This is a genomic window from Caballeronia sp. SBC1 (assembly GCF_011493005.1).
Lineage (GTDB): Bacteria > Pseudomonadota > Gammaproteobacteria > Burkholderiales > Burkholderiaceae > Caballeronia.
Genome location: NZ_CP049158.1, coordinates 849,612 through 876,050, shown reverse-complemented (window position 1 = coordinate 876,050; position 26,439 = coordinate 849,612). Strand labels below are relative to the sequence as shown.

Below are 26,439 nucleotides of genomic sequence, written 5' to 3'. Positions count from 1 at the left end.
GGTTATCGGACTATCGGACAGCCTGGGTAAATTTGTCGAAGTAAAGCCGCTCGGGCGAAACGCCAGCCATTTGCAGCACGGGCATCACCGCGTCGATCATCGGTGTTGGACCACACGTATAAGCATCGATCTCACCGGGAAGCGCTTCCTCGCGCAAAGCCCGTCCGAGCACCTCGTGAATGAAGCCGGTCTCGCCGGTCCAGTCATCGCCTGCTTCAGCGTGCGAAAGCGCCGGGATAAAGCGGAAGTCGGGCAGTATCGCAGCGAGTTCAGCGAAGTCGTCGAGGTAGAACAAGTCGCGGCGGGTACGGGCGCCATAGAAGAAACGCACCGGCCTTTGCTCGCCGCTCTGGACGAGATCGTTGAGGATCGACCACAGGGGAGACATGCCCGAGCCGCCGCCCACCAGCACCATTGGCCCCGGTTGTTCTTCCCGACGGAAGCACGTGCCATATGGTCCTTTCGCCACCAACCGGTCACCCGGCTTGAGGCCGTCGTCGAGTTGAGAAGAGAAGGCCCCATTGGGGTATTTCTTGATGATGAACGCAAGACTCGTCTGGCCGCCTGGCTCGCTCGGTACGCTCGCCATGGAGAACGACCGCGTGATGTCCATCCCCGGAATGGTCAGGTCAACATACTGGCCGGCCCAAAACCGCAGCGGTTGGTCCAGTTCCACTTCGAGCAACCTGATGTCGTGAGTGAGAGCGGTTATTTTCGTCAGCGTCGCTCCGAATTCCTTCACTGCGATGGAGCGGCGCATCAGGTCTTCGTCGTAGTTCAGCAGTTCCACCGTCAGGTCACTGAAGGCGAGCGTCCGGCACAGCAAGATGTGATTCGTCTCACGCTCATAGTCGGGCAGCGCGAAGGTTGAATACTTCTTCAACTCCACGTCGCCTTCGATCAACAGGGACTTGCAACTGCTGCACTGTCCTTCCTTGCATCCGTGCATCACCGAGATGCCCTGGCGGAACGCGGCATCGAGCACGGTCTCCCCCTCCGCAACCTCCATCTCGACGCCGACAGGCTCGAATCGCACTATATGAACCGTCTGGTAGTCGACTGTTTCCGGCATGGCATCCCTCTTCCATTGCGTATCGTTCATCCCACTCATCGTGCTCTCCTGATTCGTCCGGGAGCGGAGTCATACACTCAACCACTCCCGGGCGACATCGCTTCTTCAGCTAACCGGATTAATCTTGAAACCGGCTTTATATTCCGCGATATGCTTCTCGCGCTGCTCCGGCGTCATCCCCCGCAGCAGAACGATCGGGCTCTGGATGATGTGACCGCGAACATGGTCGAGCGTCCACATGTTCTTGTCGTCAAACCGAAGATGCGGTTGCGGCACCAGGGTCTTGCCGTCGCTGCGCACAAAACCGAGATCCTTGATGCAATCGGCCAGATCCCAGCCGTGGTAACACTCTTCCCACTCGCGGCGTCCGCTGAAGCGCCCCATGGCAGGCGTCGGCCGCCCTTCGTATTCCGAGGCGAACGCTACCTTGTGAGTCCAGCGGCACAGCTCCGAGCAATAGGTGTATAACTGCCCGTCAACTTCGTCGACTACGAAGTCTTCCCGGATCAGGCACGGCACCAGGCAACTCCAGCAGCGGTGCGGGTACACGTAGCCGTTCTCCTGGTCGAACAGCATGTTCGTCTCGCCCGGCACGCTCTTCTTCGCGTACCACTTCCAGTAGTCGCCGAATTCAGCGTACCAGCCCGGGTACTTGTGCTCGAACCACTCGAAGTCCTTTTCAGTCTGCGCCTCGATACGCCAGAAGTTGACGGGCCAGCCCACGGAGAAGAACTGTGCGACCTTGTGGACGTAATTCTTCTTGACCAGGCGATCCCACGCCGCCGCAACGTCATCGTGGTGAATCTTGATGCCGTACTTCTCCAGCGGCAACATGTAAGTACGGTAGTAATCCTCATAGATCCACCGGTGCCACAACTCGGCGTACGATTCCTTGTTCTTGTCCCGGTCGGTGGTGCCGTATTCTATGAACGTGCCAATCGCCGCATCAACAATCGCGTGGTTTTGCCAGAAGGCGTAGCGAAGATCGCGCTCCAGCAAAAGATGGTTATCCGGATCATTAATGACCGACATCACGAGCGAATGGCCGTTGCCAATATGCCGGCTTTCGTCAGACTGCACCGAGAGGAACACCGTCGGCAACGCGTAATCGCCGTTGCGCGCGGCTTCCGATGGCATGGCGACAAACAGCGTGTTGGTGAACGCCGTCTCTGCGACCACTTGCAAGAACACGTTCGCCGCGGTGACGGCGTCGCCAGTGAGGAACCCCTCGGCAAACTGACGGCCGATCGTGGTCGCGTAGCACTTGCCGAATGCCGCCTCCGTTATATCGAAGCCGGCCGGGTCAATATAGTTCTCCATGTACCACTTCTTGAGATTCATCTGGATGGTCGAGTGCCGGAACTCGTCAACCATCTGCATGGTGAAACCTGTGCGCAGTTCTTCGCCGGGCGCAAGGCGTCCGAGCATAGCCATCGACCGTGCCGCTGAGATTTCCGGGAACGGAATGATCGCCAGGAACAGCTTCATCCATTCCACCCAACGCGGCTGGACGTTGCGGAACATATCGCCGCGCAGCGCGGCATCGAGCGCGCCGTAGACGCGATTATCCTTTTCCTCCTGCATCGGAAAATAGGAGCGCAGCACCTGTTTCATCGGGTCGCGCGGCGCCTTGCTGATCTTGTAGTCCGTCGGGAAGGTCATCGCCTCCTGAACGTAACTGGGCGTCCAGCCGAGATCGGCGACGCGGCGTGCCGCTTCACCAATGCTGATCCCGCGCTGGGACGTGATCTTGTTGAGGGTTAATCCATCAGACATTGAGCTCTCCTTTTTCATTTCACAAGTCACCGTCGTATTTCACCGCCGCATTTCAACTTCGTACGGCGGCGCTACGGGCAGGGCCGGGTGATGCCACGGCCAGAGTCAACAATCAACAACACAGGCCGGTGGTCACGGTCGCGAACAAAAAGTGGCGCGGGAATGTTCAACAGCCGGGTGTCCCGTTCCGGTCTTCGCCATCCATGCCTCCTGTCGTTTTTTTGCAATTCGGATCATCGACACTTGGGTCTCGACCTGTACTCATACAGCGATAAGCGTGCCAACTAGGTTCGTATCCCATCTCATAAGGCTGTGCGGTACGTAGCGTCATTTCCGCAAGACGCCGGCACCGAATTCTGTTTTGTTATGCGACATTCGCATTGACTGGATCTGTCCGATATTGGGACGCTGCTGGTTGCCGTGCGTCGCCGCTCTGCAGAGAATTTAGCGACGATGCAGCGGTATCCATATTCTTCATATAAATAAGGATACCGAATTATTGGCGGGAAAATAGAAAACCCGGTATTAGTCGCATCCGACATCTGATTGACTAACCCTGAGCCTCGATACAGGACCGCTTACAGCCCGAGACCTCCATGCCGCTCGCCCGTGTAAATCACGCTCTGGGGATTCTCGCCACGAGACTTCCCCTCGGCGATGAAACGCGCGGCGAGGACGAGGGCGCCCATCGCGAAGTCCCGCCCGTAAGCCGCGATCATTTCGTCGCCAATCGCTCCCAGTTGCTCGAAGAACTGGTCCTTTGAGAGATGTTCGTTAGTCATGGTTGTCTCCTTTATGTAATGGATGTTGTCCGTTCCTTCATCGCGGGCTTCCGAAATGAAACAGCGTCTCCGGCAAGGACACGAGGCCAATCTCACCGGCCTCTGTACCCATTGCCAGCCGTCCGCCATCGGGAGACCAGGCGATGGCACTGACAGGACTGCGGTCAGCGCCTTTGACGAATAGAACATCATTGCCGCCCGGCTGGCACAGCAGTACGGTGCCATTCTGGTAACCAACGGCAATCAATGGATGCGTAGGATGACACTCAACCTGAGTGACCGGAGTCTTGCTCGCAACACCGCATTCTCGCGGCTGGTCGTCGCCGCCGGGCGGGTCGAATCGCCAGCAAACCGCTGGCGGACCGCCACTCGTGACCAGCACCCGCCCATCGGCCGAAAACGATAGCGACCGGGGTTGCCCGGGATAACCGCCCATCTCGATATCGCCGCCGTCCGGCAAACGCCACCCGTGCAGAGCGTTCTCTTCCATGCCGCTCACTAGATAGCGGCCGTCAGGACTCCAAATAACGCTGCGGTGATAGCCGGGCCATGCAAGCAGACGGGGAACATGGGTGTGAACCGGCCATAGCGTGACTCCACCGTGATGAGCGATCGCCAACTGATCGCCGGTAGCATTGAAAGCAAGAGCGGTTGCCGAACCCGTTAACGCGAGACTGGCTGGCTTCGCTCCCAGCCAGTGAACCCTGCGGCCGGTTGCATAGGCCCGACCGGCCGGACTGGTGGCCACGAGATCGATCCACTCACCGTCGAGATCGACGAGGACCTCGCTCGTACCATCCGCCTTCAGGTGGATCAGCCGGCCGTCGTCCCCACCACTGAGAAAACCTCCTTCAGGATCGGCAGCAAGCGCGAGGCAGGTGCCGTCATGCACGCTGAAGCGCGCCACTGGCGCCGGGGGTTCCCGCGCCTGCACGAACTCGACTCCCCCACTCTGCCGAGGCTTGAGCGCCGGGCCACCAGGCCACTCACCAGTTGCGAGCGCCACCGTACCGTCGCCCAGCGCAAATCCCGTATGGAGTCCGGAAACGTCCCACGCAAGCGCGACAACGGGCGCCTCCGTCACCCAACGGGCTCCGAGCAACTCGATCAGCGGCGGTGGCGCATTCATCGCATTCATGAGTCAGTCTGGCAGTGCCCAATACTTTCCCGCAACCCACGCCGATCGAGATTGCGGCCGATAAACACCAGCCTGCTATCGCGTACTTCGTCCACCCGCCACGGCCGGTCGAAATCCGTATCCATGGTCATATGCACCCCCTGGAACACGAAGCGGCGGTCCGATCCCGCCATGTCAACGATCCCTTTGGCTCTCAACAGATCCTGACCTTGCTCGACCACGAGTTGTTGCAGCCATGAAAGGAAACGGCTGCGCTCCAGTGGTTTATCGACACACAGCGACACGCAATCTATGCCATGGCTGTGACGCCCGAGACCGACGGATATATGACGGAAGGGCCGTTCATCACGGGGCAGCTCGTCTGCATCCTCTGGCGAGTTGGCAAGATGAAGACGCTTGAGATCGAATGCGCCTCGATCAAGCAGCGAAGCAAGCGGCACTGCGCAGCGAACACTGTGCAGCAACGCCGCAGTCGGATTGATGTTTCGAATGGATGTCTCGACGGAAACCAGACCGGTTGCATCGACAATATCCATCTTGTTCAGCAGTACGATATCTGCCTGCGCCAGTTGCTCCGCGGCCTCACGGCTGTCGACCAGACGTGCTTGCAGGTGCCGCGCGTCGGCCACGCAGATCACGCTGTCGAGCCGCGTGCGCTGACGAATGACATCGTCGACAAAGAATGTCTGCACCACCGGCGCGGGGTCTGCCAATCCCGACATCTCGATCAGGATTCCGTCGAAGCCGCCCTTGCGTTTGATGAGCCCCGACACCACGCGGATCAGGTCGCCGCGCACCTTGCAGCACACGCAGCCGTTATTCAGCTCGATCACCTCATCTTCAGCGCCCACCACTAGGCCCCCGTCAATGCCGAGTTCGCCGTATTCGTTGACGATCACCGCATAACGCCGGCCGTGCTGCTCGCTCAGTATGCGATTGAGCAGCGTAGTTTTGCCAGCGCCGAGAAAGCCGGTAAGAACAGTGACCGGAATTCGATTCATTGCCACTCTCCGGGTTTCTTGCTGGACTCTGCCGTGTCGAAATTCGCCAGCTCGTTCTCAAGCCAGTCACGCTCGGCTTCAATAGCCAGTAACTCGATTTCTGATGCGTCCAGCCGCGCCCGCAATTGCACAATGTCCCGTGCCCTGTCGGGCGTGGTGCCTTCGCGCTTCTCGCACGCCAGCGCGCATGCCAACTCGATCTCGGCGCCGGCGCAGCGATTTTCGCCGCGCAAATAGCGGGAATTTACCTCGGTCAGTGCAATGACCAGGCGCACGCGGTCGGGAATCGGCATTGAATCTTGCTGCGGCGCCACGGCGCCCTCCTTGTCGGTTTTATCGCTATGGAATCAGGACCGCGCGGCCCCTGACCTTGCCGTGATGCAGGTCCTTGAGCGCCTGGTTCGCGTCGCTCAAACGGTATTCCTTCGTCGCCAGATGAACGAGTCCACGATCGGCCAACGCCATCAACTCGACCAGCTCGGGATAGGTGCCGACCAGATTGCCGACAATGGTTTTCTCGCTGGTGATCATGTCGATGGTCGGCAACTCGATCTTCCCGCCATATCCGACGATGTAATAGAACCCGGCGTTGCGCGTCATCGCGAGGCCTTGGGCGACCGCGTCACCTTCACCGACAAAATCGATGACGGCCTCCGCGCCATTGCCGCTAGTCAACTCGAGCACGCTTTGCACTTCGTCGCTGCCGCCCTTGACCGTATGGTCCGCACCGCATTCCTTGGCCAGTTGCAACGCGGTTTCCGAGCGGTCGACCACGATGATTTCCGCGGCGCAAAGGGCCTTCAATACCTGGATGCCGATGTGCCCCAGGCCGCCTGCGCCGATCACGACGGCGAACTGGCCGGGTAGCAAGTGACGAGATGCCTTCTTGGCAGCGCGGTAGGCGGTCAATCCTGCATCGGTATAAGGCGCGACGTCCTTGGGCGCCAGCGACTGAGGCAGCTTGATCAGCGAACGCTCACCCGTCAGGAGATATTCCGCATAACCGCCATTGGCATTGATGCCAGGGAAACTGCTGTCGGTCGCATGCATGTCGTCACCGCGCCGGCACGCCAGGCAGTAACCGCTTGTCACGAGCGGATGGCAGATCACAGCGTCGCCCACCTTGACGCTCTCCACGGCAGAGCCCACGGCCTCGACCCAGCCGGCGTTTTCGTGGCCCATGATGTAGGGCAAGGCCACGTCGACCTTGCTGCGCCAAATGCCTTCGACAACGTGCAGGTCGGTGCGGCAAACACCGGCGCCTCCAATACGCACGATCACGTCGGTGGGCCGCCCGATCTTCGGATCAGCGACCTCTTCGTAACGCACGAACTCGTCGCGGCTCAATGATTCATCGTACTCATGCAGCACTGCAGCTTTCACGTTTCGTCTCCTTGTCACCGCCTCACGGCTTGCATGGGAACTTGCCGGCCCTGGATGTTGCAGGCAGGCTCGCCGGTTCTTCCAACGCGATTTATCGCTTTGGCTTATGCAATCTCCATGCCGATAATGCGCACTCCCTCGAAGCAGGGCCTTGGCGCCTGACAGACAAAAGGAATCAGATGGATGGACAGGCTTTCTGGTCAGCTTTGGGAATTCGACCCACTGTCGCAGAATCGGACGCTTGATCGAACGGCGGCTACGGAACCTGTAGCGAAATGAGACATATGCAGCGTGCGAGTTTGTCAGTGTCTAATCATTAGCGTTATTGGCATCCTCGCGGACGGCCTTAGCTTGGTCGCCCCGAACGACGCTCCGACGTGACACCCTACAGAAAATCGGCTGGTTGCAATCGGTGCGCGGTTGACCAACCGAGAGCAGTCTCTCGCACGGCCTGCGGGGCTCGAAGTGGTCACCTCGAACTGACGGAACAGATGCTTATGTTCGGGACAATTTGATGGGGCGAATTGCTTGCGAACTATCGTCAAGCGCTTATCGCCAATTTCCGTTTGTATCGTAGTCCTGTTCATAGCAACCGAGCAGCAAGCGACCGTGCCCGCTTGCGTGAACAACAACCCGGAAGCGGGCTGCCTCAACGCGACAACACGGTCGCTAATTTGATCGACCCATTGACGTGCGCGGACGCGAACCTACCCTCGCGACCGCCGATGCCAACCGTGTACTTGCTGCCGAGGTTCTCACCGCCGTCGTGGGTCTCCGTCGCGGAACTAGCGGATTTCTCTGGCCACGTTCTGCAACTGCTTGAATGCGCGAAACCGCGCCTCGTGCAGTGCCGCGATATCGCCTGCGTCCGGCTCGTAGGTCTTGCTGATGTGCGACATCCTGGTCATCGCCGAGCGCACGTCGTCGAACAAGCCGCCGGCTACCCCGCCCAGCATCGCGGCACCTAGCAGGACGGGCTCTTCCGCCTGTGTGGCGAGCACAGGCTTTCCCGTCGCGTCGGCGAGCAGTTGCCGGACGAGATCAAGCCGCCCCGCGCCGCCACTGATCACCACCCGCTCGATGGGAGCGCCGGCCAGGGTCTGCGCTTCGATGATCTGGCGAAGGCCGTAACCGATACTGCAAATGCCGGCAATGTAGAGGGCGACCAGACTGTCGAGGTCGCTCTCCATTCCGAGGCCCGCAATCACGGCGCGTGCGTGGGGGTCGGCCAGCGGAGCACGGTTTCCCAGGAACTCCGGAACGACATGCAAGCCCTTGGCCAACAACACGGCCCCCGACAAACTGTCCGCCGCCTGCTCAGCCAGAGCGGCGAGCATCACCGGCAAGGATTGGCCCGCTCGCTCCGCTTGTTGTCGGGCGTCGGGCGTAGCGGAGTGCATCGAAAGCAGTTGTTCGATCGCGGCGCCCGCCACCGATTGGCCGCCCTCGTTGAGCCATGCATCTGGCACCATCGCCGAAAAATAAGGCCCCCACACGCCGGGTACGAAGACAGGACTCCGGGTCGTGGTCATCGTGCACGATGAGGTGCCGAAGACGTAGGCGAGATTGGATTCGGGTTCACCATCGGCGCCCACCGTGCCAATTCCGCCGGCATGGGCATCGATCACGCCTGTCGCAACCGGCGTTCCGGCTCGCAGGCCGAGCTCCGCGGCCGCAGTCGCTGTTAGCCCGCTCCCCAACGGCGTTCCCGGGTCGACGACAGTCTGACCGATGCGGGCAAAGGCCTCGTCCGCCAGCACGCCAAGGCCGACGCTCCGAAAGTAACTCTCGTCCCAACGCCGTTCGTGCGCCAGGTAGGTCCATTTGCAGGTGACCGTGCAGGTGGATCGGGACAGATCCCCGGTCGCGCGCCAGGTCAGGAAGTCGGTCAGATCGAAGAATTGCCATGCCGCCGCGAAGACGCCCGGCCTGTTCTCGAGGAGCCATAGCAGCTTCGGCGTTTCCATTTCAGGCGAGATCTTGCCGCCGACAAATTTCAGCACCTCGTGCCCCGTCGTGTTGATGCGCTCCGCCTGCGCCACGGCGCGGTGATCCATCCAGACAATGATGTCGCGTTCGGCTTGCTCGGATGGACCCACAGGCAAGGGCTGACCGCCCTCACCCAGCACGACGAGCGAGCAGGTGGCGTCGAACCCGATGCCGGCGACCTGATCGGGCGACACTGCAGCCTGCGACAGCGCGTCCTTCACGGAATCGCAGACCGCGTTCCAGATCTCGCCGCTCGATTGCTCGACGATGGAGCCGCTGGCATGGAACAGGGTAATGTCGCGTTTGGCCGAGGCCATCATGCGGCCGGCAAGGTTAAAGATGCCGGCCCGGGCACTGCCCGTGCCCACGTCCACGCCGACGACATAACGTATATCGCGTACATCTTGCATGCTGTCTGTTGCCCCGGAGGTCGGGTTTTTTGAGGTCATAACTCGCCTGCTCAATGCCTGCTCAATTGCCTGTTATGGGAGGCGTTCCAGGGAGACGGCGAGCTGCATCGGGCACAACCCGGGCTCGCCCCTGTCACGCGTTTCAGAGATCAACGCTGTTTGGAAGGATAACGATATCGCGGATAGTCACGTTGCGGGGCCGCGTCAACATGAAGAGCACCGCGTCGGCGACCTCCTTGGGTTGCATCAGACTACCCGAGGCCAGCGCCTCATCCATCTTCGCCTTCGGCCAGTCGTCGAGCAATGCAGTGACGACCGGGCCCGGGGCCACCGCCCCCACCCGCACGCCATGCTTGGAGAGCTGGCGACGGATAGTGTGAACGAACGCCTGGACCGCGAACTTGGAGGCGGTGTAGATCGGCTCCCACACGACCGGGACGATGCCCGCGATCGAACTCGTGAAGATAATGTCGCCCGATTTCTGCGCGACCATGTGCGGCAGCACGGCGTGGACCGATCGGAATGCGGCGTTGATGTTGAGGTTCAACATGCGATCCCACTCGTCCGGATTTCCGTCCAGCACGTCGCCGCCAACGTAGGCGCCGGCGTTGGCATGGAAGATGTCGAGGCCGCCGCCGAGATCGAGGATTTTCGGCAGCATCGCGGAAACCTCTGACGGCTGCAGCAGATCCACGACGAGCGGAAATGCGTTCGACCCTAGTTCCGCGCAGAGTTGCGTGAGCCGGTCCTTTGCCCGGTCGATCAGAACGACCTTCGCGCCTTCCGCGATCAGCGTGCGCGCGCACTCCAGGCCGATACCGGATGCCGCGCCCGTGATGGCGGCAACCTTTCCTTTCATCATGTCAGTCATTTACTGCTCTCCTTGTCGACCAGAGTTAGCGTGTCGACCAGAGTTAGCGCTTACTCTGGTCCCATGCAATAGTTGCCGGGTTTCTGGAATTACGCGCGGCCATGCGAGACGCGGGACTGCCGCGCGAGCGAGTCGACGATCACCGCGATCGCGAGCACCGCGCCGGTGATCATGAAGCGCAGTGACGACGACAGGTTCAGCAGGGTGAGGCCGCTTGCGATCGACTGGATCACGATGATGCCCAGCACCGCCGAATACGCGCTGCCGCGCCCGCCAAAGAGGCTGGTACCGCCGATCACCGCCGCTGCAATGGCGTTCAGGTTCACGTCGCCGCTGCCGGCCTGCTGGCTGGCCGAGGCGAGCCGCGCCGCAGTCAGCACGCCGCCGAGCGCGGCGAAACTCGCGCACAGCACAAAGGCGCTGGTGTAGATGGCGCCGACATTGATACCCGCCCGTCTCGCCGCTTCGTGATTGCCGCCGACTGCGTTCATTGACCGACCCCATCGCGTCCTCTTGAGCGCATAGTCCATTGCCACCGCGAGGCCGAGGAAGACACCGAACATCAGCGGCACGCCTCGCCCCTGGTTAAGGTAGACAACCACGACCTCCAACAATACGGTAAGGGCCACGCTGCGCACGAGCAGGCTGCCCACCGAGGGCGCAGAGAGATTGGACGCGCGGCGGCGTTCGCGGGTACGCAACCCGAGCAGCATCATCACGGCGCCCGGCGCCAGCGCGAGGAGGTACGAAACAACAGCGGGGATGATGATGAGTTGCCCGAGGTTCACCAGCGCCGAGTCATAGGGCAGGTTGATCGACCCGGTGGCGCCAAGGACGTATAACTGCATCCCGAGGATCGCGAGCAGCCCTGCCAGCGTCGCGACGAAACTCGGCATGCCGAGCCGGTTGAGCAGCAGCGCGTAGATAGCGCCGACCAGCGCACCCACCCCGATGGCGACGACGATGGCCAGCAGCACTGGCCAGCCATGATTGACCCAGAGCATGCCTACGAGGGCCGAAGCGAAACCGCTCATCGAACCCACTGACAGGTCGATCTGCCCCACCATCAGCACGCAGACAATACCCAGCGAGATCACGCCGACCGTCGAGCAGTCGAACAGCAAATTCACCAGGTTGTTGGCTGAGAGGAACACCGGATTCAGGCTCGTGAACACGGTCCAGATAATGACCAGGCCCGCGATAACTGGTAAGGATCCCAGATCGCCTGAGCGCACTCGTTCGACGAAGGCACCCACGGCGCCGCCTACTCCCGTAGCGTGCTTGACGCGGATATCGCTGCGGTCGAGCAGCGTGGGCGGCTGTGCGTTGCCTTGCGTTTCAGGCCGCGGAGCGCCTTGCGTTTCATTACTCATGATCGTTCCTTTGACTAGACGCTCTGTTCAGCCTGACGACGGCCGGCGCGGCGCGACACCGCGTTCTCGGTGGCGCCGGTAATCGCGGCCACCAGCTCTTGATTCGAGGAGTCGGGATAGAAAACGCCATTGTTGCGGCCAAGCCGCAGCACCACGATCCGGTCGGCCACGGCGCGCACGTCCTCCATGTTGTGGCTGATCATGATGACCGCGTGGCCGCGGTCACGCACCCGCTCGATCAGGTTCAGCACCTCGGCGGTCTGGGCTACCCCCAACGCCGCCGTGGGCTCATCGAGCATGATCAGCTTCGGGTCCAGCAGCAGCGAGCGCGCGATCGCCACGGTCTGGCGCTGCCCGCCCGACAGCGAGGCGACCACGTCGCGCACGCTCGGAATGCGGGCCGATAGCTCATTCAGCAGCGTCCACGCCTTCACCTCCATTGCCACCTCGTCGAGGCGCAGTGGATTGAGCTCGCGTCCGAGGTAGATGTTCGCGACGACATCGAGGTTTTCGCACAGCGCGAGATCCTGGAACACCGTGGCGATGCCGAGATCGAGCGCCGCCGCCGGATTGGACAGAGTGACCTCCTTGCCGCCGAAAGTGATCGTGCCGGTGCTGGGTTGGTGGACGCCGGCGAGCACCTTTACCAGTGTCGATTTCCCGGCCCCGTTGTCGCCTACCAGGGCGACCACCTCGCCCGCATGCACGTCGAGCTCAATGTCCGTCAGGGCCGAGACCGCTCCGAAGTGCTTCGAGACGCCGCGCAGGCTCAGCACCAATTCGCCGCGCGTGGACCGGGTTGTGGAGTCATCAGTCATGGGACGGATACCTCATTAAGAGTAGAGGGACCCGGCACGAGCCGGATCCCGTCCGGCTCGTGCCGGGTCAGTTCGTGACGGTTCAGTTCGTGATGCCAAGCTTCTTGCACCCGTCTGCGTAGCGATCGGTGCACAGGTCCTTGGCGCTTGCGAAGCCCTTGTCGACGACCTCCGTCTTGAGGTTCTTCGCCGTGATGACCGCGGGCTTGAAGAGTTGCGACGGCGTGTTGAAGAGCGTTGTTTCACCCTTCGGGGTTTGGCCGGACAGGAAGCCGACAGCCACCTTCGCCGCCGCAGCCGCAACGATCTCGCTCGGCTTCAGGATCGTGTTGTACTCGTCGCCCGCGATGATCAACTGAAGTCCCGCGAGCGTCGCGTCGTTGCCGGTCACTGGCGGCACCGGGTTGACGCCGGCCGCCTTGAAGGCCGCGACGGCCCCGCCGCCCGTACCGTCGTTCGCGGCCACGACACCAACAATCTGCGTCCCGAAACGGGTGATCTGCCCACTCACCCACTGCTGGGCCTTCGGGGGCGCCCAGTCGGGCGTGTCGTACTCGGCCAGTGTCTTGTAGCCGCTGCCCGCCAACCCGGCATGGATGCCCTTCTTGATCAGTCCTGCCGCCGCGTCGGTCGGCGAACCGTTGACCTCGAGCACGCCGCCCTTGGTCGTCGGTACGCCCGTGTCTTTCAGGTGCTGGACGAGCGACTGCGCGATGGACTTGCCGATGCCTTCGTTGTCGAACGACACGTAGTAGTTGGCCGGTGTCGACGGCACGGGCCGGTCATAGGCGATAACCTTGATACCCTGGCCCTGTGCCATATGGACCAAAGACGCGGCGGCAGTGGAGTCCACCGGGTCAAGGACGATCACCTTTGCGCCTTGCGCGATCACCGAGTTGAACTGCTGCTGCTGCGTTGCGACGTCGGCATTGGCGTTCTGGTAGAGCACCTTGCAGTCGGGGCAGAGCTTGGTCATTTCGGCCTTGAAGCCGGGGAAGTCATGCTGTTCGTAGCGCGTCGACGCCTGGTCGGGCATCAGAAAGGCGACCGTGCCACTGGGCGCGGCCAGTGCCGCCGTGCTGCATATCAGGCTAAGGCTAAGGCCCAGCACGCTGGCGCCAATCTGTTGGTTCGAAAGTCTGGTCATCGAATGTCTCCGTTTTTTAGATAAATTCCGGCGCGGATGCTACCGTGCTTGGGGCTTGCTTGGGACTTGCTCGAGCTGCGGGTGAAGCTTCTTGTTGAAGTTCGTTCGTTTGTCCGGTGATGTCGGTATCCCAGCAAGTGCGAATCGTGCGTGTTCATTTCGCTTGCATTAGCGCAGATACAGGCCATTCACTGCTTCGAAATCCATTTACTCTGTAGTACACAATACATTCACTCAACTCCCACAAGAACGTTGATTACGTAGTGGAAGAAACTTGGTAACCCCTTGGCAATCCGCAAAGACGAGTTCGCGTCGCGCGATGCGTTTTCCAATCCCGCGTTCTGCGGTCTACCGGTAAAACCACGCGCTAGACCAGCACTTCCAAGGCTTGAGCAGCGTCGGGCGATTCAGTCGCGCTGGCAGCATTGAGCTGCTGATACGCGCGCCATCGCGACGGCGACATGTCCTTCAGCAGCAGGAACTGGCGGTTAAAATTCGAGAGATTATTAAAGCCGACCTGATAGCAGATATCGGTGATAGTGAGTTCGCCCGACATCAGCAATTGGCATGCGAGGTTAATGCGCAGCCGGTTCACATACTGCACGAAGGGCACGCCGGTATGCCGGCGGAAATATCGCGAAAAGGCGCTGGCGCTTTGTCCCGCGAGTTCGGCCAACTCCGTTTCGCGCAATTCTTGCGACAGGTTCTTTCCAATATAAGAAAGCACATGATTGATGCGCGTCTCGGCGTAGCGCGCCGGGTCCGCACGATAAGCGGCGCTCGCCAGCTTGACCTGTTCTGTACTGTGCACGAGCAAGTCAAGCAACTCCAGAAACAAGGTGATGCGCCGCATGCCTTGCGCGCCCAGCATCTCACGCATGATCGGCTCGGCGGCTGCGCCCGTTTTCGGTGTGAACAGCACACCCCAGCGCGATGCATCCAGTAAGGACTCCACACACTTGAGCTCCGGGAACACTTTGATGGCGTTAGCAACGACCTCGGCATCGAATTGCAGGATGAGACAGCGCTCATCCACACGCTCGCCTGGTGACACATTGCTGACCCAGTTGTGCGGCAGATTCGTTCCGGTCATCACAAGATTGCCGGGCGCGAAGTTGCCGATGTAATCGCCTACAAAGTATTTGCCCGTCGTCGATGTAATGACCTGAATTTCGTATTCCGGATGGAAGTGCCAGCGCACCGTGCGATACGGATAACCGTGCGACCAGACCTTGAACGACTCATCACGCGGCACGGCGACCAGCTCCAGGTCCGGCTGGACAATGTTGGCGCGCCGGGCATCCGTGCGCGCCGCGCGGCAATAAGCGCAGGTTCCGCATGTGCAACCCGTGGCACTCAGAATAGTGTCCATCTGTCCTCCTCCTGACCCGCTCTTTTTTGGGGCTGTTCGCATAAACCGCATTGCGCCACGCCATGTGTGCAAGTTAGCCCTGTCACGAATATTTCACCACTGAAATTGAAACCGCAAACTGATACTAATTTGCATTCGGGTAAGTCCGTAGGGTGCCAAGAGTCAACTTTTGTGCAACGCAGCAGCTATGGGAGCGATCCGCGCTAACTAATGTTTTCGTGCAATTGGTGGGCCTGCTGGCGGCGCTCACGGGCGTGCAACGGCGTCGACGCGGTGGCCGGCTACGCTAAAGAATTGTGTGAACTACTCGCGAGCGTCCGTTCGCGGGAAGGACTGAGCTGGACGAGAACACAGCACATCTGACGTCGGCACATGGCGTTTGATGCACGTTATAAGTGCAAGTGCTGCGTCTTCCGTCATGTCATTCGCATCGATATATTCCACGTATCGACTCATGACCGAACGCGTGGTCCCTCAAAACCACGTTCACTCGGGTCTCACTTGGGTCTTACTTACAGAGAGAGCTATCAATGCAAAACACATCTCCACAAAAAACCGTCCTCCTTATCGGTGCATCGCGCGGCCTCGGATTCGCCATGGTCGAGGAATACCTCAAGCGTGGCTGGCGAGTGATTGCCACTGGAAGAGAGGGCTCAACAGAAAAGCTGCGCCAACTCTCGGAAAGCACCCAGGGCGTGCTGGAAGTTGAAACCGTCGACATCACGATGCCCGACCAGGTAACCGCGTTACACGGTCGTCTTGAAGATCGACGACTGGATGTGCTTTTCGTGAATGCGGGCGTCAAAAACGACGATCGTGAAACGATCGCCGATGTCTCGAACGAAGAATTTGTGCGCGTCATGGTGACGAACTCGTTGAGTCCAATGAGAGTAATCGAGGCATTTCAGGACCTCGTGCAGCCGACAGGAACGATTGGCGTCATGTCGTCCGGTCAGGGTAGCCTGACAAACAACACTAACGGCAATTACGAGGTCTATCGGGGCAGTAAGGCTGCTCTCAACATGTTCATGCGTAGCTTCGCTGCGCGACACCAGAGCGATCCGAGAACCTTGCTATTGATGGCGCCCGGATGGGTAAAGACGGACATGGGCGGTTCTGACGCGCGTCTGAGTATCGGGGAAAGTATCCCGAACCTGGTGAGCACCATAGAGACTTACGAAGGGCGCACCGGATTGCATTACCTGGACTACCTGGGAAGAATCGTTCCCTGGTGATTTGGCACGGACCGTCCCTGAGCGGGAAGCCAAGGCGTTCAATTGGAAACCCGCGAAGCGGACGGTGGCGCGCTTGGCATCAGGGTTCCTGGAACGTGTGAGATGAGCGTCGGCTGGAAGCGGACGAAGCTGAGCGCTCGTTACGGGCGCCTCGTCAAATATCGGCGAAGCCACGGTACAGCGGCTTCTTTCAACGTAAACAGCGTTACTGCGCCCTCTCCGTTGAAAGAGCGGACCAACGAAGGCGTGCACCAACGGTCGTCGCAAGTGAGCGAATCCGTGACCGCGCTGCTGCTCCCGAGAAAAATTGACGCAACCAGAAACTGACAAGGAACCATGATGAAGGCATTCGTCGTCGATCGATATGGACGCAAGAATGGCATACGGGCCGGCGATATGCCGGTCCCGGAACCACGGGAAGACGACGTATTGATCCAGATCCACGCCGCAAGCGTGAACCCGCTCGATTCAAAGATCAGGGACGGAGAGTTCAAGCTGATTTTGCCCTATCGTTTGCCGCTGATTTTGGGCAACGATCTGGCCGGGGTGGTTGTTAGCGTCGGATCGCGCGTACGGCGATTCAAACCGGGCGATGAGGTCTATGCTCGGCCGCACAAGGATCGCATCGGCACTTTCGCGGAATTCATTGCGGTCAAAGAGGATGGCGTAGCCCTCAAGCCCACAACACTCACGATGGAGGAAGCAGCTTCAATCCCGTTGGTGGGATTGACTGCCTGGCAGGCGCTGATCGAAAAAGGCCAACTCAAGAAAGGGCAGAAAGTGCTCATCCATGCTGGCTCGGGCGGCGTTGGTACGTTTGCCATTCAATTGGCGAAGCATGTGGGCGCGACTGTTGCAACGACTACGAGCGCGCGGAATATCGAACTGGTGAAGGGCCTCGGTGCGGATATCGTCGTCGATTACAAGAAGGACGATTTTTCAGCCATCCTTAAGGACTACGACTTAGTACTGGACACGCAGGGTGGAGTAGCTCAGGAGAAGTCGCTGAAAGTACTCAAGCCGGGCGGCAAACTCATCGGGATCGCCGGGCCGCCTGATCCGGATTTTGCTAAAGAGATGGGTGCGTCCTGGTTCCTGAAAACGGTGATGCGCTTTCTGAGCTATCGCATCCGAAAAGCGGCGAAAAGTTGTGACGTCAGCTATTCATTTCTTTTCATGCGACCTGATGGAGGCCAACTGAGCGAGATCGCTACGCTTATCGAGGCAGGTGAAATAAGGCCCGTGATCGATCAGGTTTTCCCATTCGAGTCAACCGAAGAGGCTTTGGCTTACGTGGAAACAGGACGGGTAAAGGGCAAGGTTGTCATCAGGATCCAATAGACGGAGCTAAGCCTGTTTGCCTGCAATCTCATTGCGTCCAATTCGAAAGAATGACGGACGCCATTGAGCTCGGCAAGCTGTAATACTTGCCGTAGCGTCCTCTCCTACGGATCCAAAGCAGATACTCGAAATGCCGATGTTCGGGCCGACTGAACCGCCAACATTGAGACATTCGCTGTTGCAGGGTCGACGACCTCTAAGACCCGAACCCTACAAGACGTGTGATTTCCAGATCATTTGAAACGCAGCGGCAAGTACAAAAAGCAGCACCAGGATTCGGAATGCGCCGGGCGGCAGTTTGTCGCGAAGCGGGCGCACAAGCATGATGCCGATAATGACGGGAACACTCGCCGCGGTCGAAATAGCAATGTCCGTCAGGCTCGTATGAGCGCCTCCGCTGAAAGTGAGGATCAGGGTAAGAATCGACACGACGAGGATGATCGCAATCTGTTTCGTAAATGCCTTGCCTGTTGCACCTGTCGCGATCAGGTACATCGCGAGCAAAGGGCCCGGAACCGACGCAATACTTTCCATCACGGCCGCGCCAAACCCAAACACAAAGCCAGCGGGCTTGGCCAATGCAGGCGAAAACGTGAGCCTCGGCGCCGCAAGCAACAAAAGCGCGGCAAGCATCAACAGGCCACCGGCCGCTGCTTGCGCGCGATGCGGTGCCAGCGAGATCAAGACCGTCACGCCCACGATATTTCCCAGGACGGTGCCAATAAGCGGAGCCGCAATACGGCGAACCGTGGGTAGCATCTCGCCGCCTTCCAGCGCTTGCGGGATATTGCCGAGAATGATCGGCATTGAGAGAAGAAGCACCGCCTGCTTGATCGGCAAGAATTGACTCAATATTGGCATTGCCACGAGCGGCACGCCAATGCTGACGATCCCTTTGACCATGCCGCCAAGCACGAGAGCGACAACGACTCCGAGTATTTCGGGCAAATTGAGCGCATGAAGGCTAGCGCCGAGAACGCCGTCAGTGAGATTAATTTGGGCCGCCGTGAGAATGAGAGATGCCTTGGCCGCTATGCTATATGAACGACCGAATCGTATGGTTTGGCGTTGGAGAGGCCACGCATTTCGAAGGCAGCTATTTTAGCGCCGACTGCACGGCTTCACTGCCCGCGTGATTTTATGTGCAGGTCACTGGCCGTGGCTGTGACGCCCGCTCCGTACACGAATATTCTCGCTGATTTAGCTTCCGCCCTTTGCGAAAAATCCCGCCGGCGGCCGTGGTCGAAAGCCGACAATGACAGCGTTGGCATCCGCGAAGAACACATCCGGGAAGATGGTCGAGATTTGGGCAAGCGCGATACGGGCCGCCGTGAGCATCATTGAAAGCTGCTGATCTGATGCCGACTCACCCAACAGCAGCCGCTGCACGAGCGCGACGCCGCCGTACCTGGCAAAGACACGCAAAACGTAGCCAAGGGAGGAATTGGTCAGCATTTCGGCGCCGTATGTGTCCGCAAGCGCTGTGAGGATGGCGAGTTCCACCTTGTTGGGTCGACGAGGCACACGACGCTCCGTTTGGCGCGTCCCACTTACTGGCACGCTGCCGCTCGAACGCGAAACACGGGCAACAATCTGGCTCGCCGCATCGAGTGCTTGCACCCCTGACTTCTGCCCTGCCCGGAATGCCGAAATGGCTGCATCCATCCGAAGCACGAGACGAGCGGTCTCCTGACAGGCTTGATCGGGCGTGGGTTCGGACATGGGCGAAACTCAAGTCGAGGGTGCTCAACTCTACACTGGAAATGCTCCGCTCAAAAAGAGCGGGAGGCACGTTCGACGAAGTATCTCGCAAGCACTGTTGAACACCCTTTGCGATTGTCTGCCAGAGCTTGTTGTGAAGACCATCGTTCCATTTGTCAGGAACGAAGACGCCGATACCGCGCCTGCAGCTAGGAACGCTTCCTCGAACTGGACCTTAGTAGGGCAATTCGGCCGACCGAGATTCAAGTTACGAAAGAAAGCAATGTGTTTATTCATTTTGGCCTTTGCGATGCAAGAATAAAACCTGATCGAACCGCTAGCCGACGACGAACGTAACGCGGGTGTGGGAAATGCGATGCAGTTTAGCATCGCGATAACACCCCAAGTTCCTGAGAAGGTGTTCCGACCGGTCAAGCGTGCGGTCGGAAGAAGTTGTCGAATGGACAGGACGCGTATGGAAGTCAAGGGCGAGTGGAAATAGTCGCCCGCTCAGCCCCGCAAAGCCGTGGAGATGCCCTTGAGCCCCGCTTCCTACTCCGCGCGGGTCGGCCAGCCTGCAGTGTACCGGTCGGACATCTCGAGCCCCCTGCTCTTCCATCAGCCGGCGATAAGACGCGTCGGTGCCTCCTATTGCTTCGGATCGCACGCGCGGAAAGCAAACCATGCCGCCCGCAGGCTCAACCCATTCAAGCAGATCTTCGCGTGCGATCTAGTTGCTTACGATTTCCCGACGCTTGCGCATTTCGGTGAGCGTCGGTTCCAGAATGGCTTGCCTGTTCGAAAGAATCAGCACGCCCATCCATTCGCCGATCACGCGGCCGCACATGCTGATCTGCTGCTAAGCCGCGCCACCCTCGCACACTTTCAGACCCGAGGCCGCGGCAGGATTGTCAACATTGCCTTGCGAGCCGCAGTTCGTAGCGACCAGTCTGACTACCTCGCTACGCGGCCCGTACGAACGTCCAAGAAAGCCGAGTTTGGCGGGAACGTCATGGGTATGTCAGGTTTGTGCCATCTGCGTTGCGTATGCTTGGAACCAGAACAATCGTCAGGAGGACAAATGGAACCGGTCCCGCTTTTCGTTGTTGGCTCGCCCCGGTCTGGAACGACCTTTCTTTGCTCCGTCCTGAACGCGCATCCGCTCATTCAACTGACCAATGAGTGTCGGATCTTCGCGTTACTCAAAGACGCTTTGGACGTTGGCGCCAATCGTCCTGACTTGCTGAGTCCGGCCTGTCGCGATCGCTTTTCCGACTTCAGCCGTCGCACGCTTGGCGCGTGGGTCGAACGTTTTTATCGCGAGGAACTCGAGATAACGGCGCCTATCTGGGGAGACAAGCATCCGTCGTATGCCGACCCCACCGTGCTGTCCGGCCGGACGGGTTCGATCGAACGCCTGCCACGATCGGGATCGTGTCTTGGCTTGATACGCGAGTTGCTACCGCAAGCGCGCTTCATTCATATCCATCGCGATCCTCGCCACGTTGCCAATTCGCTGCTGCACAAGCACTGGATTGGATCTATCGAAGATGGGATTCGAGTGTGGGAGCAATATGTGGGCGAGATCATCGAATTTTTCGCACAGATCCCTCAAGGCCAGGGCCTGACCGTTTCGTATCGCACTGTGATTGAGGACCCGGGCACGACGGCGGCAAGTATCGGGCAGTTTCTTGGCCTGGCGGATGCGTCACCAATAAGCGATTTTCTTATGTCTCAGCGTAGTGCCCCGACGCCGTTCAGTGATCCTGTTACCGATATTGCCGATCTCTATGTCGTACCTGATGCGTCGACGGGCGGCGACAAACTCCTCACTCTTGCGGGAACAACGGCGACACAACTGGGATACGCGACTGCATAACGAAGGCGGCACAACGAAGGCGGCTTGACGAAAGCTCCACAACGAAGGCCGCTTAACGAGATCCGCGCGCTTGATGAGCGCAGATTGCGACTGCGTGCGGCGCAATAGGGTCGCGCTGTACAAGCCCTGCCGAGCTGAGACCTGCCATTGATGCCATGCTGCGCTCAACACACGCAACGCTGCTCGAAGTCCGTGTGGATCTTGCCGAACCTATTATGCTGCCGGGCCATCTCGCGGCTTGATAGCGAAGTGCAACACGCTCGGAGAGTTAAGCGTGTTGGACGAGCGCTTTCGACAAGGGTGAAAATACAGACGATACTAAATCAGCTGAGGCGTGACGTATGACGTATCGCGTTGACCCGAAAAGTGTTCAAGGGCTTCCGGATTGCGTGGAGACAGTCGGGGCCTTGCGGCGCGCGCGGCGCCAGGCAGGGATATCGGCCAAGCGCATGCCGGCTGGAATGAGCGGATGTTTTGCGTGGCCGACCCGTTGCGCGCGATAAATGCCCGTGTGACCGGAGAAGAGGTAACTGACTACGCACGCCAATGCGGCATACACCCCGATCTGAGGACCAAAGAGTTCGATGGCCATCACCGTCGACGCGATCGGGGTGTTTGCCGCACCAGCGAACACGGCGACAAAGCCCAGCCCCGCGAGCACCGGTATCGGCAACGCGAGGACGTGGCCTAGTGCGTTGCCAAGCGTGGCGCCAATATAGAAGAGTGGAGTCACCTCGCCGCCCTTGAATCCTGACGCAAGGGTCACTACGGTGAAACCGAATTTTCCGGCAAAATCATAGACTGGCAATGGACCGTTGAAGGCTTGCACGATGGTCGGTATCCCGAGACCCAGGTACTGCGGAACGTTCAGGACGGTGGCGAAAATCGCCACCACGGCACCGCCCGCCACGGGCCGGAAAGGCGCATAGGCGATCTTGCGTTTGATAAGGGCCGACAACGCGTGTGTTGAGTCGGCAAAGAGCATCCCCACCACCCCGAATGCGATACCGGCAACGATCGCCGATCCAAACCCAAGGGCCGTGACGGGTGGCACGAACGGGATCGCATACACGGTATGGTGAATGCCCCACAGACGGCATACCGCATCGGCCACGACAGACGCGGCGAGACACGCGAGCAACGCGTCATAGCGCAGGCGGCCGATCGCGAGCACCTCGAGGCCGAAGATCGCGCCGGCGAGAGGCGTGCCGAAGACCGATGAAAAGCCCGCTGCAATGCCAGCCATCAGCAAGATGCGACGGTCCTCCCGACCCAGATCGAGAAGGTGCGTGACCCGGTCAGCCAGTGCCCCGCCCATCTGGACCGCTGTGCCCTCGCGGCCCGCGGAGCCGCCGAACAAGTGGGTGATCACCGTGGCGACCAACACGAGCGGCGCCATGCGCTTGGGCACGATCTTCTGCGGATCATGAATCTCGTCGATCAACAGGTTGTTGCCGCCCTCGACGCTCTTGCCAATGCGGTGATAGACCCAGCCGGTCAGAAACCCTGCGAGCGGCAGCAACCAGACGAGCCACGGATGATCCAATCGTGTATTGGTGGCGCGATCCAATGCGAAGAGGAAAAGCGCGGAGGCAGACCCGGCCAGGGTGCCGAGCACGGAGGAAAGCAGCAGCCAGCGCGCCAGATACGGCACCATGGCGATCTGCTCGACAGACTTGAGACGTTTCATAATTTCTAGGTTTGATAGAACATCAAACCTGGGCGACAGGACGTCGCACGGACGACCTACGACCTCCTGCACCCAGGAACTCGTAGGCATCATCAGCCGAAGGATCGGCGGTTGTTTGGAGGAATGCCATCTCCAGAAACGCGGATTTTACGGACTAAAATTGCGCAACGCAACAGCGGCATGTGCCAAGAGAAGTCATGACATACGACCACAACAACGCGTTCGCCAGGATCCTTCGGGGAGAAGCACCGTGCATCAAGGTAGACGAAACCGACGCGGTGCTCGCGTTCATGGACTTGATGCCCCAGTCCGACGGGCACGTGCTTGTCATCCCGAAGGAAACGGCGACGGACATCTTCGAGCTCTCCGATACTGCGGCGGAGGCCTGTATGTGCATGGTCCGGCGTGTGGCGCTCGCGGTACGCGCGGCACTGCAGCCAGATGGCGTCGTGATCGCGCAGTTGAATGGGCGCGCGGCCGGCCAGACCGTCGGCCACGTGCATTTTCATGTGATTCCCAGATGGGCCGGCCAGCGGCTTCGACCGCATGCCGGCGTCATGGCCGAGCAAGCCACGCTCGAATCATTCGCCGAGCGTATTCGCACTCATCTGAACCACCAGTCGAATGAATGATTGCCCTTGCGCGCGGCCCTTCGTTGAGGCGATCTATATCAGCGTCAACGCCAGTATCGCGACCAGCAATCCTCCGATCAGTGCGAGATAGAAATTAAGGTTGCCGGACTGCAATGCGCGCAAGTTCTCGGCGGACCACGTCACGATCCGTATCGCCGGCGCGAACAGATGCCGCTCGAACAGATCGGTCACGCCTTCGGAAAAAACCAGCCGCTTGATAAAGTATTCACGCTGTTCGTGTTCGCGCTCGGTGCTCATTGTTGGTTGATATACGAAGCTGTAGAACGTGCGCATCGCGTTCGAGAATGTCAGCGGCGTAGTCATCGCCTCACGACCGTTCGGGGTCATGCCGCCGAACCAGACCGCTGTGCGCCGCACCGGACGCGTCTTCGTGAACCTCAGGAGTGCGAGCGGCAAAAGCGCCAGCAACGGCATCACGATGATGAGCTTCGACGGCGAGATGAAAGCGAACTTGTCGGTCAACGGTACCAGCAGCCATCCGGAGACCATTGCCTGGGGACTGTTGGCCTGGAACAGCATCTGGGCGCCGCTCGCCAGTGCGTTGAGCCATAGCGGTGCACCGACGGCCACTGCGAGCACGCATAGCCCCAGCACTCCGACGACTGCCGCGTTGCGTCGCGGCACCGGACGCGCATAGTCGACATCTGGCATGCCCAGGAGTCCCAACCCGAACAGTTTCACGAACGTAGCGAGCGCTACCGCTGCCGCTAGCGCAAGACCCGCTCCAGCCAGCACGAGTACGAGGCGTCCTGTGAAGACCGAGAGATGGAAGCCTTGAAACACCGTTTGGAAGACATACCATTCACTGACGAACCCCGCTTGCGGTGGAACCGAGGCGAGGCTCATCACCGCAAAGACCGCGCCGAGTCCCAGCATGAAGCCGCTATTCTTGAGCCATGCGCGCGGCACGATATCGTAGTTTCCGGTCGACGCCTGGATGCCGTCAGCGACCACAAAGAGGGCACCTTTGGCGAGCGAGTGGCCGGCGAGGTGAAGCAGCGCGACGGTCCATGCGAGTCCGGCGAGGTCGCCCAGATGGTCACTGCGAAAGAGCTGCGTCACACCGAGCATTGCTACCGCCACCGACGCGTTTTCCGCAGAGGAGTAGCTGAGCAACGCTCTCCAGTCGTCCTGCTGAAACGCGAACAAAATCGCCAGCACCGCGCTGATCACGCCGATTGCAATCGCGACAACACCAAGGCCGAATGCGGTGCCACTATCGCTCGTCACGCCCAGCCAGCTATTCCAGCCACGGCTTAACGCGAAATAGGCGGCGTTCAATACGACACCGGAAAACAGCACGCCGGTTGCACCGCTGCCGCTCGAGTACGCGCGCGGGAACCACTCATAGAACGGGATGAGACCCAGCTTGGCGCCGAAGCCGACGAGCAGCGCGACGCCAGTCACCCACGACAAAAGCGCTGACGCATGGGGCGCATGAGCACTGATCACATCGAAGCTGATCCCGCCCGACGCATGGTCGAGCAGCAGGATCGCGAGGACAAGCGCGATCGCGCCCACCTCGAGCAGCGCAAGCATGAGCAGCACGGAGCTGCCATCGGCATCGCGTGCTCGCTCGCCTGCGAGCATCACCGCTCCACCCAGGCTCATCACCTCCCAGGCGACGAGCATCGACATGCCGTCTTGCAGGCCGAACACGCCCAACGCACCCAACAAGCTCAGCGATGCACCCATCCACCATGTACCAGAGCGGCCCGAGAGCGGTGAACCAAGCCAGCAGGCGAAGATGGCTGGTACAAGACCAAAGCCCAATAACCATAGCGCCGACGGCTCAAGCTTGAACGCGATTCGCTGCGACGCGAGCGCGAACGGAAATTCGACGCGCGCCGTCGCGGTTGGCAAAGCGAGCAGACACGCCACGACACCCAGCACGCAACCGGCGGTCAGCGAATATCGGACCACCACGCGCACTGAGCGCAGCGGCGAAAGGATGGCGGCGGCGAACCACAGTGCGCTTGCGGCCAAGATCAGATCAGCGCTCAAGCTGCCCTCCTCGCATCCGTTGCTCTGCGCGGCCGAGGAGCAACAGCAGCGCGTGAATGATCGCAGCGGGGTTCGGCGGGCAGCCCGGCAGATAGATGTCAACCGGCACCACGCCATCAAGCCCGTTGCCACATGCGTAATTGCCGCCCGTAACGCCGCCCGACACCGCGCACGTGCCCGTCGCGATGACCCACTTGGGATCCGGCATCGCCTCATAGGTCTGCAGCAGCGGCGCGCGCATCGCGTGCGTCACCGGACCGGTGACGAGCAGGACATCGGCCGAGCGAGGAGACGCGGTGAAGAAAATACCGAGTCGATGCAAGTTGTAGAACGGATTGTTCAACGCCTGCAGCTCCGATTCGCAGCCATTGCACGAGCCTGCATCAACGTGACGGATATGGAGACTGCGCCTAAACGGTCTTCGCGTTCGCTCAGCGGGATCGGTGGCAGCACCGGACGCGAGCGCCTCGGCCCAAACCAGATCGTCGCGCCGCCTCACACCGAGTGCCCAATCTTCGGACGGTGAAAAAGCACCCGTTGGACACGCTTCGGTACAAAGCTGGCAGACGATGCAGCGCCCCCAATCCACCTCGGGACGCGCGTTCTCGCCAAGCGTCGGCGAAAACGTAATGGCATGCGTCACGCAAGACTGCGCGCATGCGTCGCAACCGTCCTGGCATTTGGCCGGGTCATAACGCGGCATGCCAAGTACGCCTTGCTGACCATGCGCATCGCCCTTGAGCGGCCAGCCGGTACTTGCGCTGCCACTCGTCAAGCCGAACCAGGTCCATAAAGACATATCGC

At 60.0% G+C, this 26,439-nt stretch carries 23 protein-coding genes and 1 riboswitch; of the genes, 4 read left to right on the top strand and 19 right to left on the bottom strand.

Going from position 1 to position 26,439, the window contains the following annotated elements; translation table 11 throughout:
• Nucleotides 1-10: 10 nt before the first annotated feature.
• The 13 genes from SBC1_RS30805 to SBC1_RS30745 form a co-directional block, all read right to left on the bottom strand.
• Nucleotides 11-1,102, bottom strand: a complete 1,092-nt coding sequence (locus SBC1_RS30805) for an FAD-binding oxidoreductase (RefSeq protein WP_165104903.1) — start codon at nt 1,100-1,102, stop codon at nt 11-13.
• Between the two features lie 75 nt (nt 1,103-1,177).
• A complete protein-coding gene (locus SBC1_RS30800) occupies nt 1,178-2,848 on the bottom strand; it encodes an aromatic/alkene/methane monooxygenase hydroxylase/oxygenase subunit alpha (protein ID WP_165104008.1) in 1,671 nt (556 codons plus the stop codon).
• Between the two features lie 578 nt (nt 2,849-3,426).
• A complete protein-coding gene (locus SBC1_RS30795; protein WP_165104006.1) occupies nt 3,427-3,630 on the bottom strand; it encodes a hypothetical protein in 204 nt (67 codons plus the stop codon).
• Between the two features lie 37 nt (nt 3,631-3,667).
• Nucleotides 3,668-4,768: a WD40 repeat domain-containing protein gene (locus tag SBC1_RS30790; RefSeq protein WP_370469699.1), complete on the bottom strand. Its 1,101-nt coding sequence runs from the start codon at nt 4,766-4,768 to the stop codon at nt 3,668-3,670.
• A complete protein-coding gene (locus SBC1_RS30785) occupies nt 4,765-5,769 on the bottom strand; it encodes a GTP-binding protein (RefSeq protein WP_165104004.1) in 1,005 nt (334 codons plus the stop codon). The genes SBC1_RS30790 and SBC1_RS30785 overlap by 4 nt, the downstream gene beginning before the upstream one ends.
• Complete coding sequence (locus tag SBC1_RS30780; RefSeq protein WP_165104002.1) at nt 5,766-6,083, bottom strand: hypothetical protein; 318 nt, start codon at nt 6,081-6,083, stop codon at nt 5,766-5,768. Before SBC1_RS30780 ends, SBC1_RS30785 begins: the two co-directional genes overlap by 4 nt.
• A 25-nt stretch (nt 6,084-6,108) precedes the next feature.
• Complete coding sequence (locus SBC1_RS30775; RefSeq protein WP_165104000.1) at nt 6,109-7,152, bottom strand: NAD(P)-dependent alcohol dehydrogenase; 1,044 nt, start codon at nt 7,150-7,152, stop codon at nt 6,109-6,111.
• A 785-nt stretch (nt 7,153-7,937) separates the two neighbouring features.
• A complete protein-coding gene (locus tag SBC1_RS30770) occupies nt 7,938-9,590 on the bottom strand; it encodes an FGGY-family carbohydrate kinase (RefSeq protein WP_165103998.1) in 1,653 nt (550 codons plus the stop codon).
• Between the two features lie 103 nt (nt 9,591-9,693).
• Nucleotides 9,694-10,422, bottom strand: coding sequence for an SDR family oxidoreductase (locus SBC1_RS30765; RefSeq protein ID WP_165103996.1), 729 nt, complete (start codon nt 10,420-10,422; stop codon nt 9,694-9,696).
• A gap of 89 nt (nt 10,423-10,511) precedes the next feature.
• On the bottom strand, nt 10,512-11,795 hold the full coding sequence (locus tag SBC1_RS30760) for a sugar ABC transporter permease (protein ID WP_206366148.1): 1,284 nt from the start codon (nt 11,793-11,795) through the stop codon (nt 10,512-10,514).
• Between the two features lie 14 nt (nt 11,796-11,809).
• Nucleotides 11,810-12,613: an ATP-binding cassette domain-containing protein gene (locus tag SBC1_RS30755; protein ID WP_165103994.1), complete on the bottom strand. Its 804-nt coding sequence runs from the start codon at nt 12,611-12,613 to the stop codon at nt 11,810-11,812.
• An 82-nt stretch (nt 12,614-12,695) separates the two neighbouring features.
• On the bottom strand, nt 12,696-13,760 hold the full coding sequence (locus SBC1_RS30750; RefSeq protein WP_165103992.1) for a sugar ABC transporter substrate-binding protein: 1,065 nt from the start codon (nt 13,758-13,760) through the stop codon (nt 12,696-12,698).
• A 367-nt stretch (nt 13,761-14,127) separates the two neighbouring features.
• Complete coding sequence (locus SBC1_RS30745) at nt 14,128-15,132, bottom strand: AraC family transcriptional regulator (RefSeq protein WP_165103990.1); 1,005 nt, start codon at nt 15,130-15,132, stop codon at nt 14,128-14,130.
• A 530-nt stretch (nt 15,133-15,662) separates the two neighbouring features.
• Between SBC1_RS30745 and SBC1_RS30740 the strand changes: the two genes are divergently transcribed.
• Both SBC1_RS30740 and SBC1_RS30735 read left to right on the top strand, forming a co-directional pair.
• Nucleotides 15,663-16,367 carry an SDR family NAD(P)-dependent oxidoreductase gene (locus tag SBC1_RS30740; RefSeq protein WP_165103988.1) on the top strand — a complete coding sequence of 235 codons (705 nt, stop codon included), beginning with the start codon at nt 15,663-15,665 and terminating at the stop codon, nt 16,365-16,367.
• A 339-nt stretch (nt 16,368-16,706) separates the two neighbouring features.
• Complete coding sequence (locus tag SBC1_RS30735) at nt 16,707-17,708, top strand: NADP-dependent oxidoreductase (protein WP_165104900.1); 1,002 nt, start codon at nt 16,707-16,709, stop codon at nt 17,706-17,708.
• Between the two features lie 210 nt (nt 17,709-17,918).
• Here the strand turns inward: SBC1_RS30735 and SBC1_RS30730 are convergent, their stop codons facing one another.
• The 3 genes from SBC1_RS30730 to SBC1_RS30720 all read right to left on the bottom strand — a co-directional run bounded on the left by SBC1_RS30730 (nt 17,919) and on the right by SBC1_RS30720 (nt 19,706).
• Nucleotides 17,919-18,656, bottom strand: a complete 738-nt coding sequence (locus SBC1_RS30730) for a sulfite exporter TauE/SafE family protein (RefSeq protein WP_241202378.1) — start codon at nt 18,654-18,656, stop codon at nt 17,919-17,921.
• Nucleotides 18,657-18,908: 252 nt separating this feature from the next.
• On the bottom strand, nt 18,909-19,430 hold the full coding sequence (locus tag SBC1_RS30725) for a hypothetical protein (protein WP_165103978.1): 522 nt from the start codon (nt 19,428-19,430) through the stop codon (nt 18,909-18,911).
• 30 nt (nt 19,431-19,460) lie between these two features.
• Nucleotides 19,461-19,706 carry a DUF1697 domain-containing protein gene (locus SBC1_RS30720; RefSeq protein WP_165103976.1) on the bottom strand — a complete coding sequence of 82 codons (246 nt, stop codon included), beginning with the start codon at nt 19,704-19,706 and terminating at the stop codon, nt 19,461-19,463.
• 784 nt (nt 19,707-20,490) lie between these two features.
• On the opposite strand from SBC1_RS30720, the gene SBC1_RS30715 reads away from it, so the two are divergent.
• Nucleotides 20,491-21,288 (top strand): sulfotransferase, encoded by a 798-nt coding sequence (locus SBC1_RS30715; RefSeq protein ID WP_165103974.1) that lies wholly within the window; start codon nt 20,491-20,493, stop codon nt 21,286-21,288.
• 370 nt (nt 21,289-21,658) lie between these two features.
• Here the strand turns inward: SBC1_RS30715 and SBC1_RS30710 are convergent, their stop codons facing one another.
• Entirely contained in the window at nt 21,659-22,978 is a 1,320-nt protein-coding gene (locus tag SBC1_RS30710) for a voltage-gated chloride channel family protein (RefSeq protein ID WP_165103971.1), read from the bottom strand.
• Between the two features lie 76 nt (nt 22,979-23,054).
• A riboswitch (Fluoride riboswitch) is annotated at nt 23,055-23,121 on the bottom strand.
• A gap of 54 nt (nt 23,122-23,175) precedes the next feature.
• Between SBC1_RS30710 and SBC1_RS30705 the strand changes: the two genes are divergently transcribed.
• The gene (locus SBC1_RS30705; protein ID WP_165103969.1) at nt 23,176-23,610 is read left to right on the top strand and encodes an HIT family protein; all 435 of its coding nucleotides are present in this window, start codon (nt 23,176-23,178) and stop codon (nt 23,608-23,610) included.
• A 33-nt stretch (nt 23,611-23,643) separates the two neighbouring features.
• Here SBC1_RS30705 and SBC1_RS30700 read toward each other — a convergent pair whose 3' ends face one another.
• On the bottom strand, nt 23,644-25,635 hold the full coding sequence (locus SBC1_RS30700; RefSeq protein ID WP_165103967.1) for a proton-conducting transporter membrane subunit: 1,992 nt from the start codon (nt 25,633-25,635) through the stop codon (nt 23,644-23,646).
• Nucleotides 25,625-26,434 (bottom strand): NADH-quinone oxidoreductase subunit NuoB, encoded by an 810-nt coding sequence (gene nuoB, locus SBC1_RS30695; protein WP_165103965.1) that lies wholly within the window; start codon nt 26,432-26,434, stop codon nt 25,625-25,627. Before nuoB ends, SBC1_RS30700 begins: the two co-directional genes overlap by 11 nt.
• Nucleotides 26,435-26,439 lie beyond the last annotated feature (5 nt).

What these genes read in the sequence shown, in the direction of transcription:
- SBC1_RS30805 (WP_165104903.1), bottom strand. Translation starts at nt 1,102, where the DNA reads ATGAACGATACGCAATGGAAGAGGGATGCCATGCCGGAAACAGTCGAC.
- SBC1_RS30800 (WP_165104008.1), bottom strand. Translation starts at nt 2,848, where the DNA reads ATGTCTGATGGATTAACCCTCAACAAGATCACGTCCCAGCGCGGGATC.
- SBC1_RS30795 (WP_165104006.1), bottom strand. Translation starts at nt 3,630, where the DNA reads ATGACTAACGAACATCTCTCAAAGGACCAGTTCTTCGAGCAACTGGGA.
- SBC1_RS30790 (WP_370469699.1), bottom strand. Translation starts at nt 4,768, where the DNA reads ATGAATGCGATGAATGCGCCACCGCCGCTGATCGAGTTGCTCGGAGCC.
- SBC1_RS30785 (WP_165104004.1), bottom strand. Translation starts at nt 5,769, where the DNA reads ATGAATCGAATTCCGGTCACTGTTCTTACCGGCTTTCTCGGCGCTGGC.
- SBC1_RS30770 (WP_165103998.1), bottom strand. Translation starts at nt 9,590, where the DNA reads ATGACCTCAAAAAACCCGACCTCCGGGGCAACAGACAGCATGCAAGAT.
- SBC1_RS30765 (WP_165103996.1), bottom strand. Translation starts at nt 10,422, where the DNA reads ATGACTGACATGATGAAAGGAAAGGTTGCCGCCATCACGGGCGCGGCA.
- SBC1_RS30760 (WP_206366148.1), bottom strand. Translation starts at nt 11,795, where the DNA reads ATGAGTAATGAAACGCAAGGCGCTCCGCGGCCTGAAACGCAAGGCAAC.
- SBC1_RS30755 (WP_165103994.1), bottom strand. Translation starts at nt 12,613, where the DNA reads ATGACTGATGACTCCACAACCCGGTCCACGCGCGGCGAATTGGTGCTG.
- SBC1_RS30750 (WP_165103992.1), bottom strand. Translation starts at nt 13,760, where the DNA reads ATGACCAGACTTTCGAACCAACAGATTGGCGCCAGCGTGCTGGGCCTT.
- SBC1_RS30745 (WP_165103990.1), bottom strand. Translation starts at nt 15,132, where the DNA reads ATGGACACTATTCTGAGTGCCACGGGTTGCACATGCGGAACCTGCGCT.
- SBC1_RS30740 (WP_165103988.1), top strand. Translation starts at nt 15,663, where the DNA reads ATGCAAAACACATCTCCACAAAAAACCGTCCTCCTTATCGGTGCATCG.
- SBC1_RS30735 (WP_165104900.1), top strand. Translation starts at nt 16,707, where the DNA reads ATGAAGGCATTCGTCGTCGATCGATATGGACGCAAGAATGGCATACGG.
- SBC1_RS30725 (WP_165103978.1), bottom strand. Translation starts at nt 19,430, where the DNA reads ATGTCCGAACCCACGCCCGATCAAGCCTGTCAGGAGACCGCTCGTCTC.
- SBC1_RS30720 (WP_165103976.1), bottom strand. Translation starts at nt 19,706, where the DNA reads ATGAATAAACACATTGCTTTCTTTCGTAACTTGAATCTCGGTCGGCCG.
- SBC1_RS30715 (WP_165103974.1), top strand. Translation starts at nt 20,491, where the DNA reads ATGGAACCGGTCCCGCTTTTCGTTGTTGGCTCGCCCCGGTCTGGAACG.
- SBC1_RS30710 (WP_165103971.1), bottom strand. Translation starts at nt 22,978, where the DNA reads ATGAAACGTCTCAAGTCTGTCGAGCAGATCGCCATGGTGCCGTATCTG.
- SBC1_RS30705 (WP_165103969.1), top strand. Translation starts at nt 23,176, where the DNA reads ATGACATACGACCACAACAACGCGTTCGCCAGGATCCTTCGGGGAGAA.
- nuoB (WP_165103965.1), bottom strand. Translation starts at nt 26,434, where the DNA reads ATGTCTTTATGGACCTGGTTCGGCTTGACGAGTGGCAGCGCAAGTACC.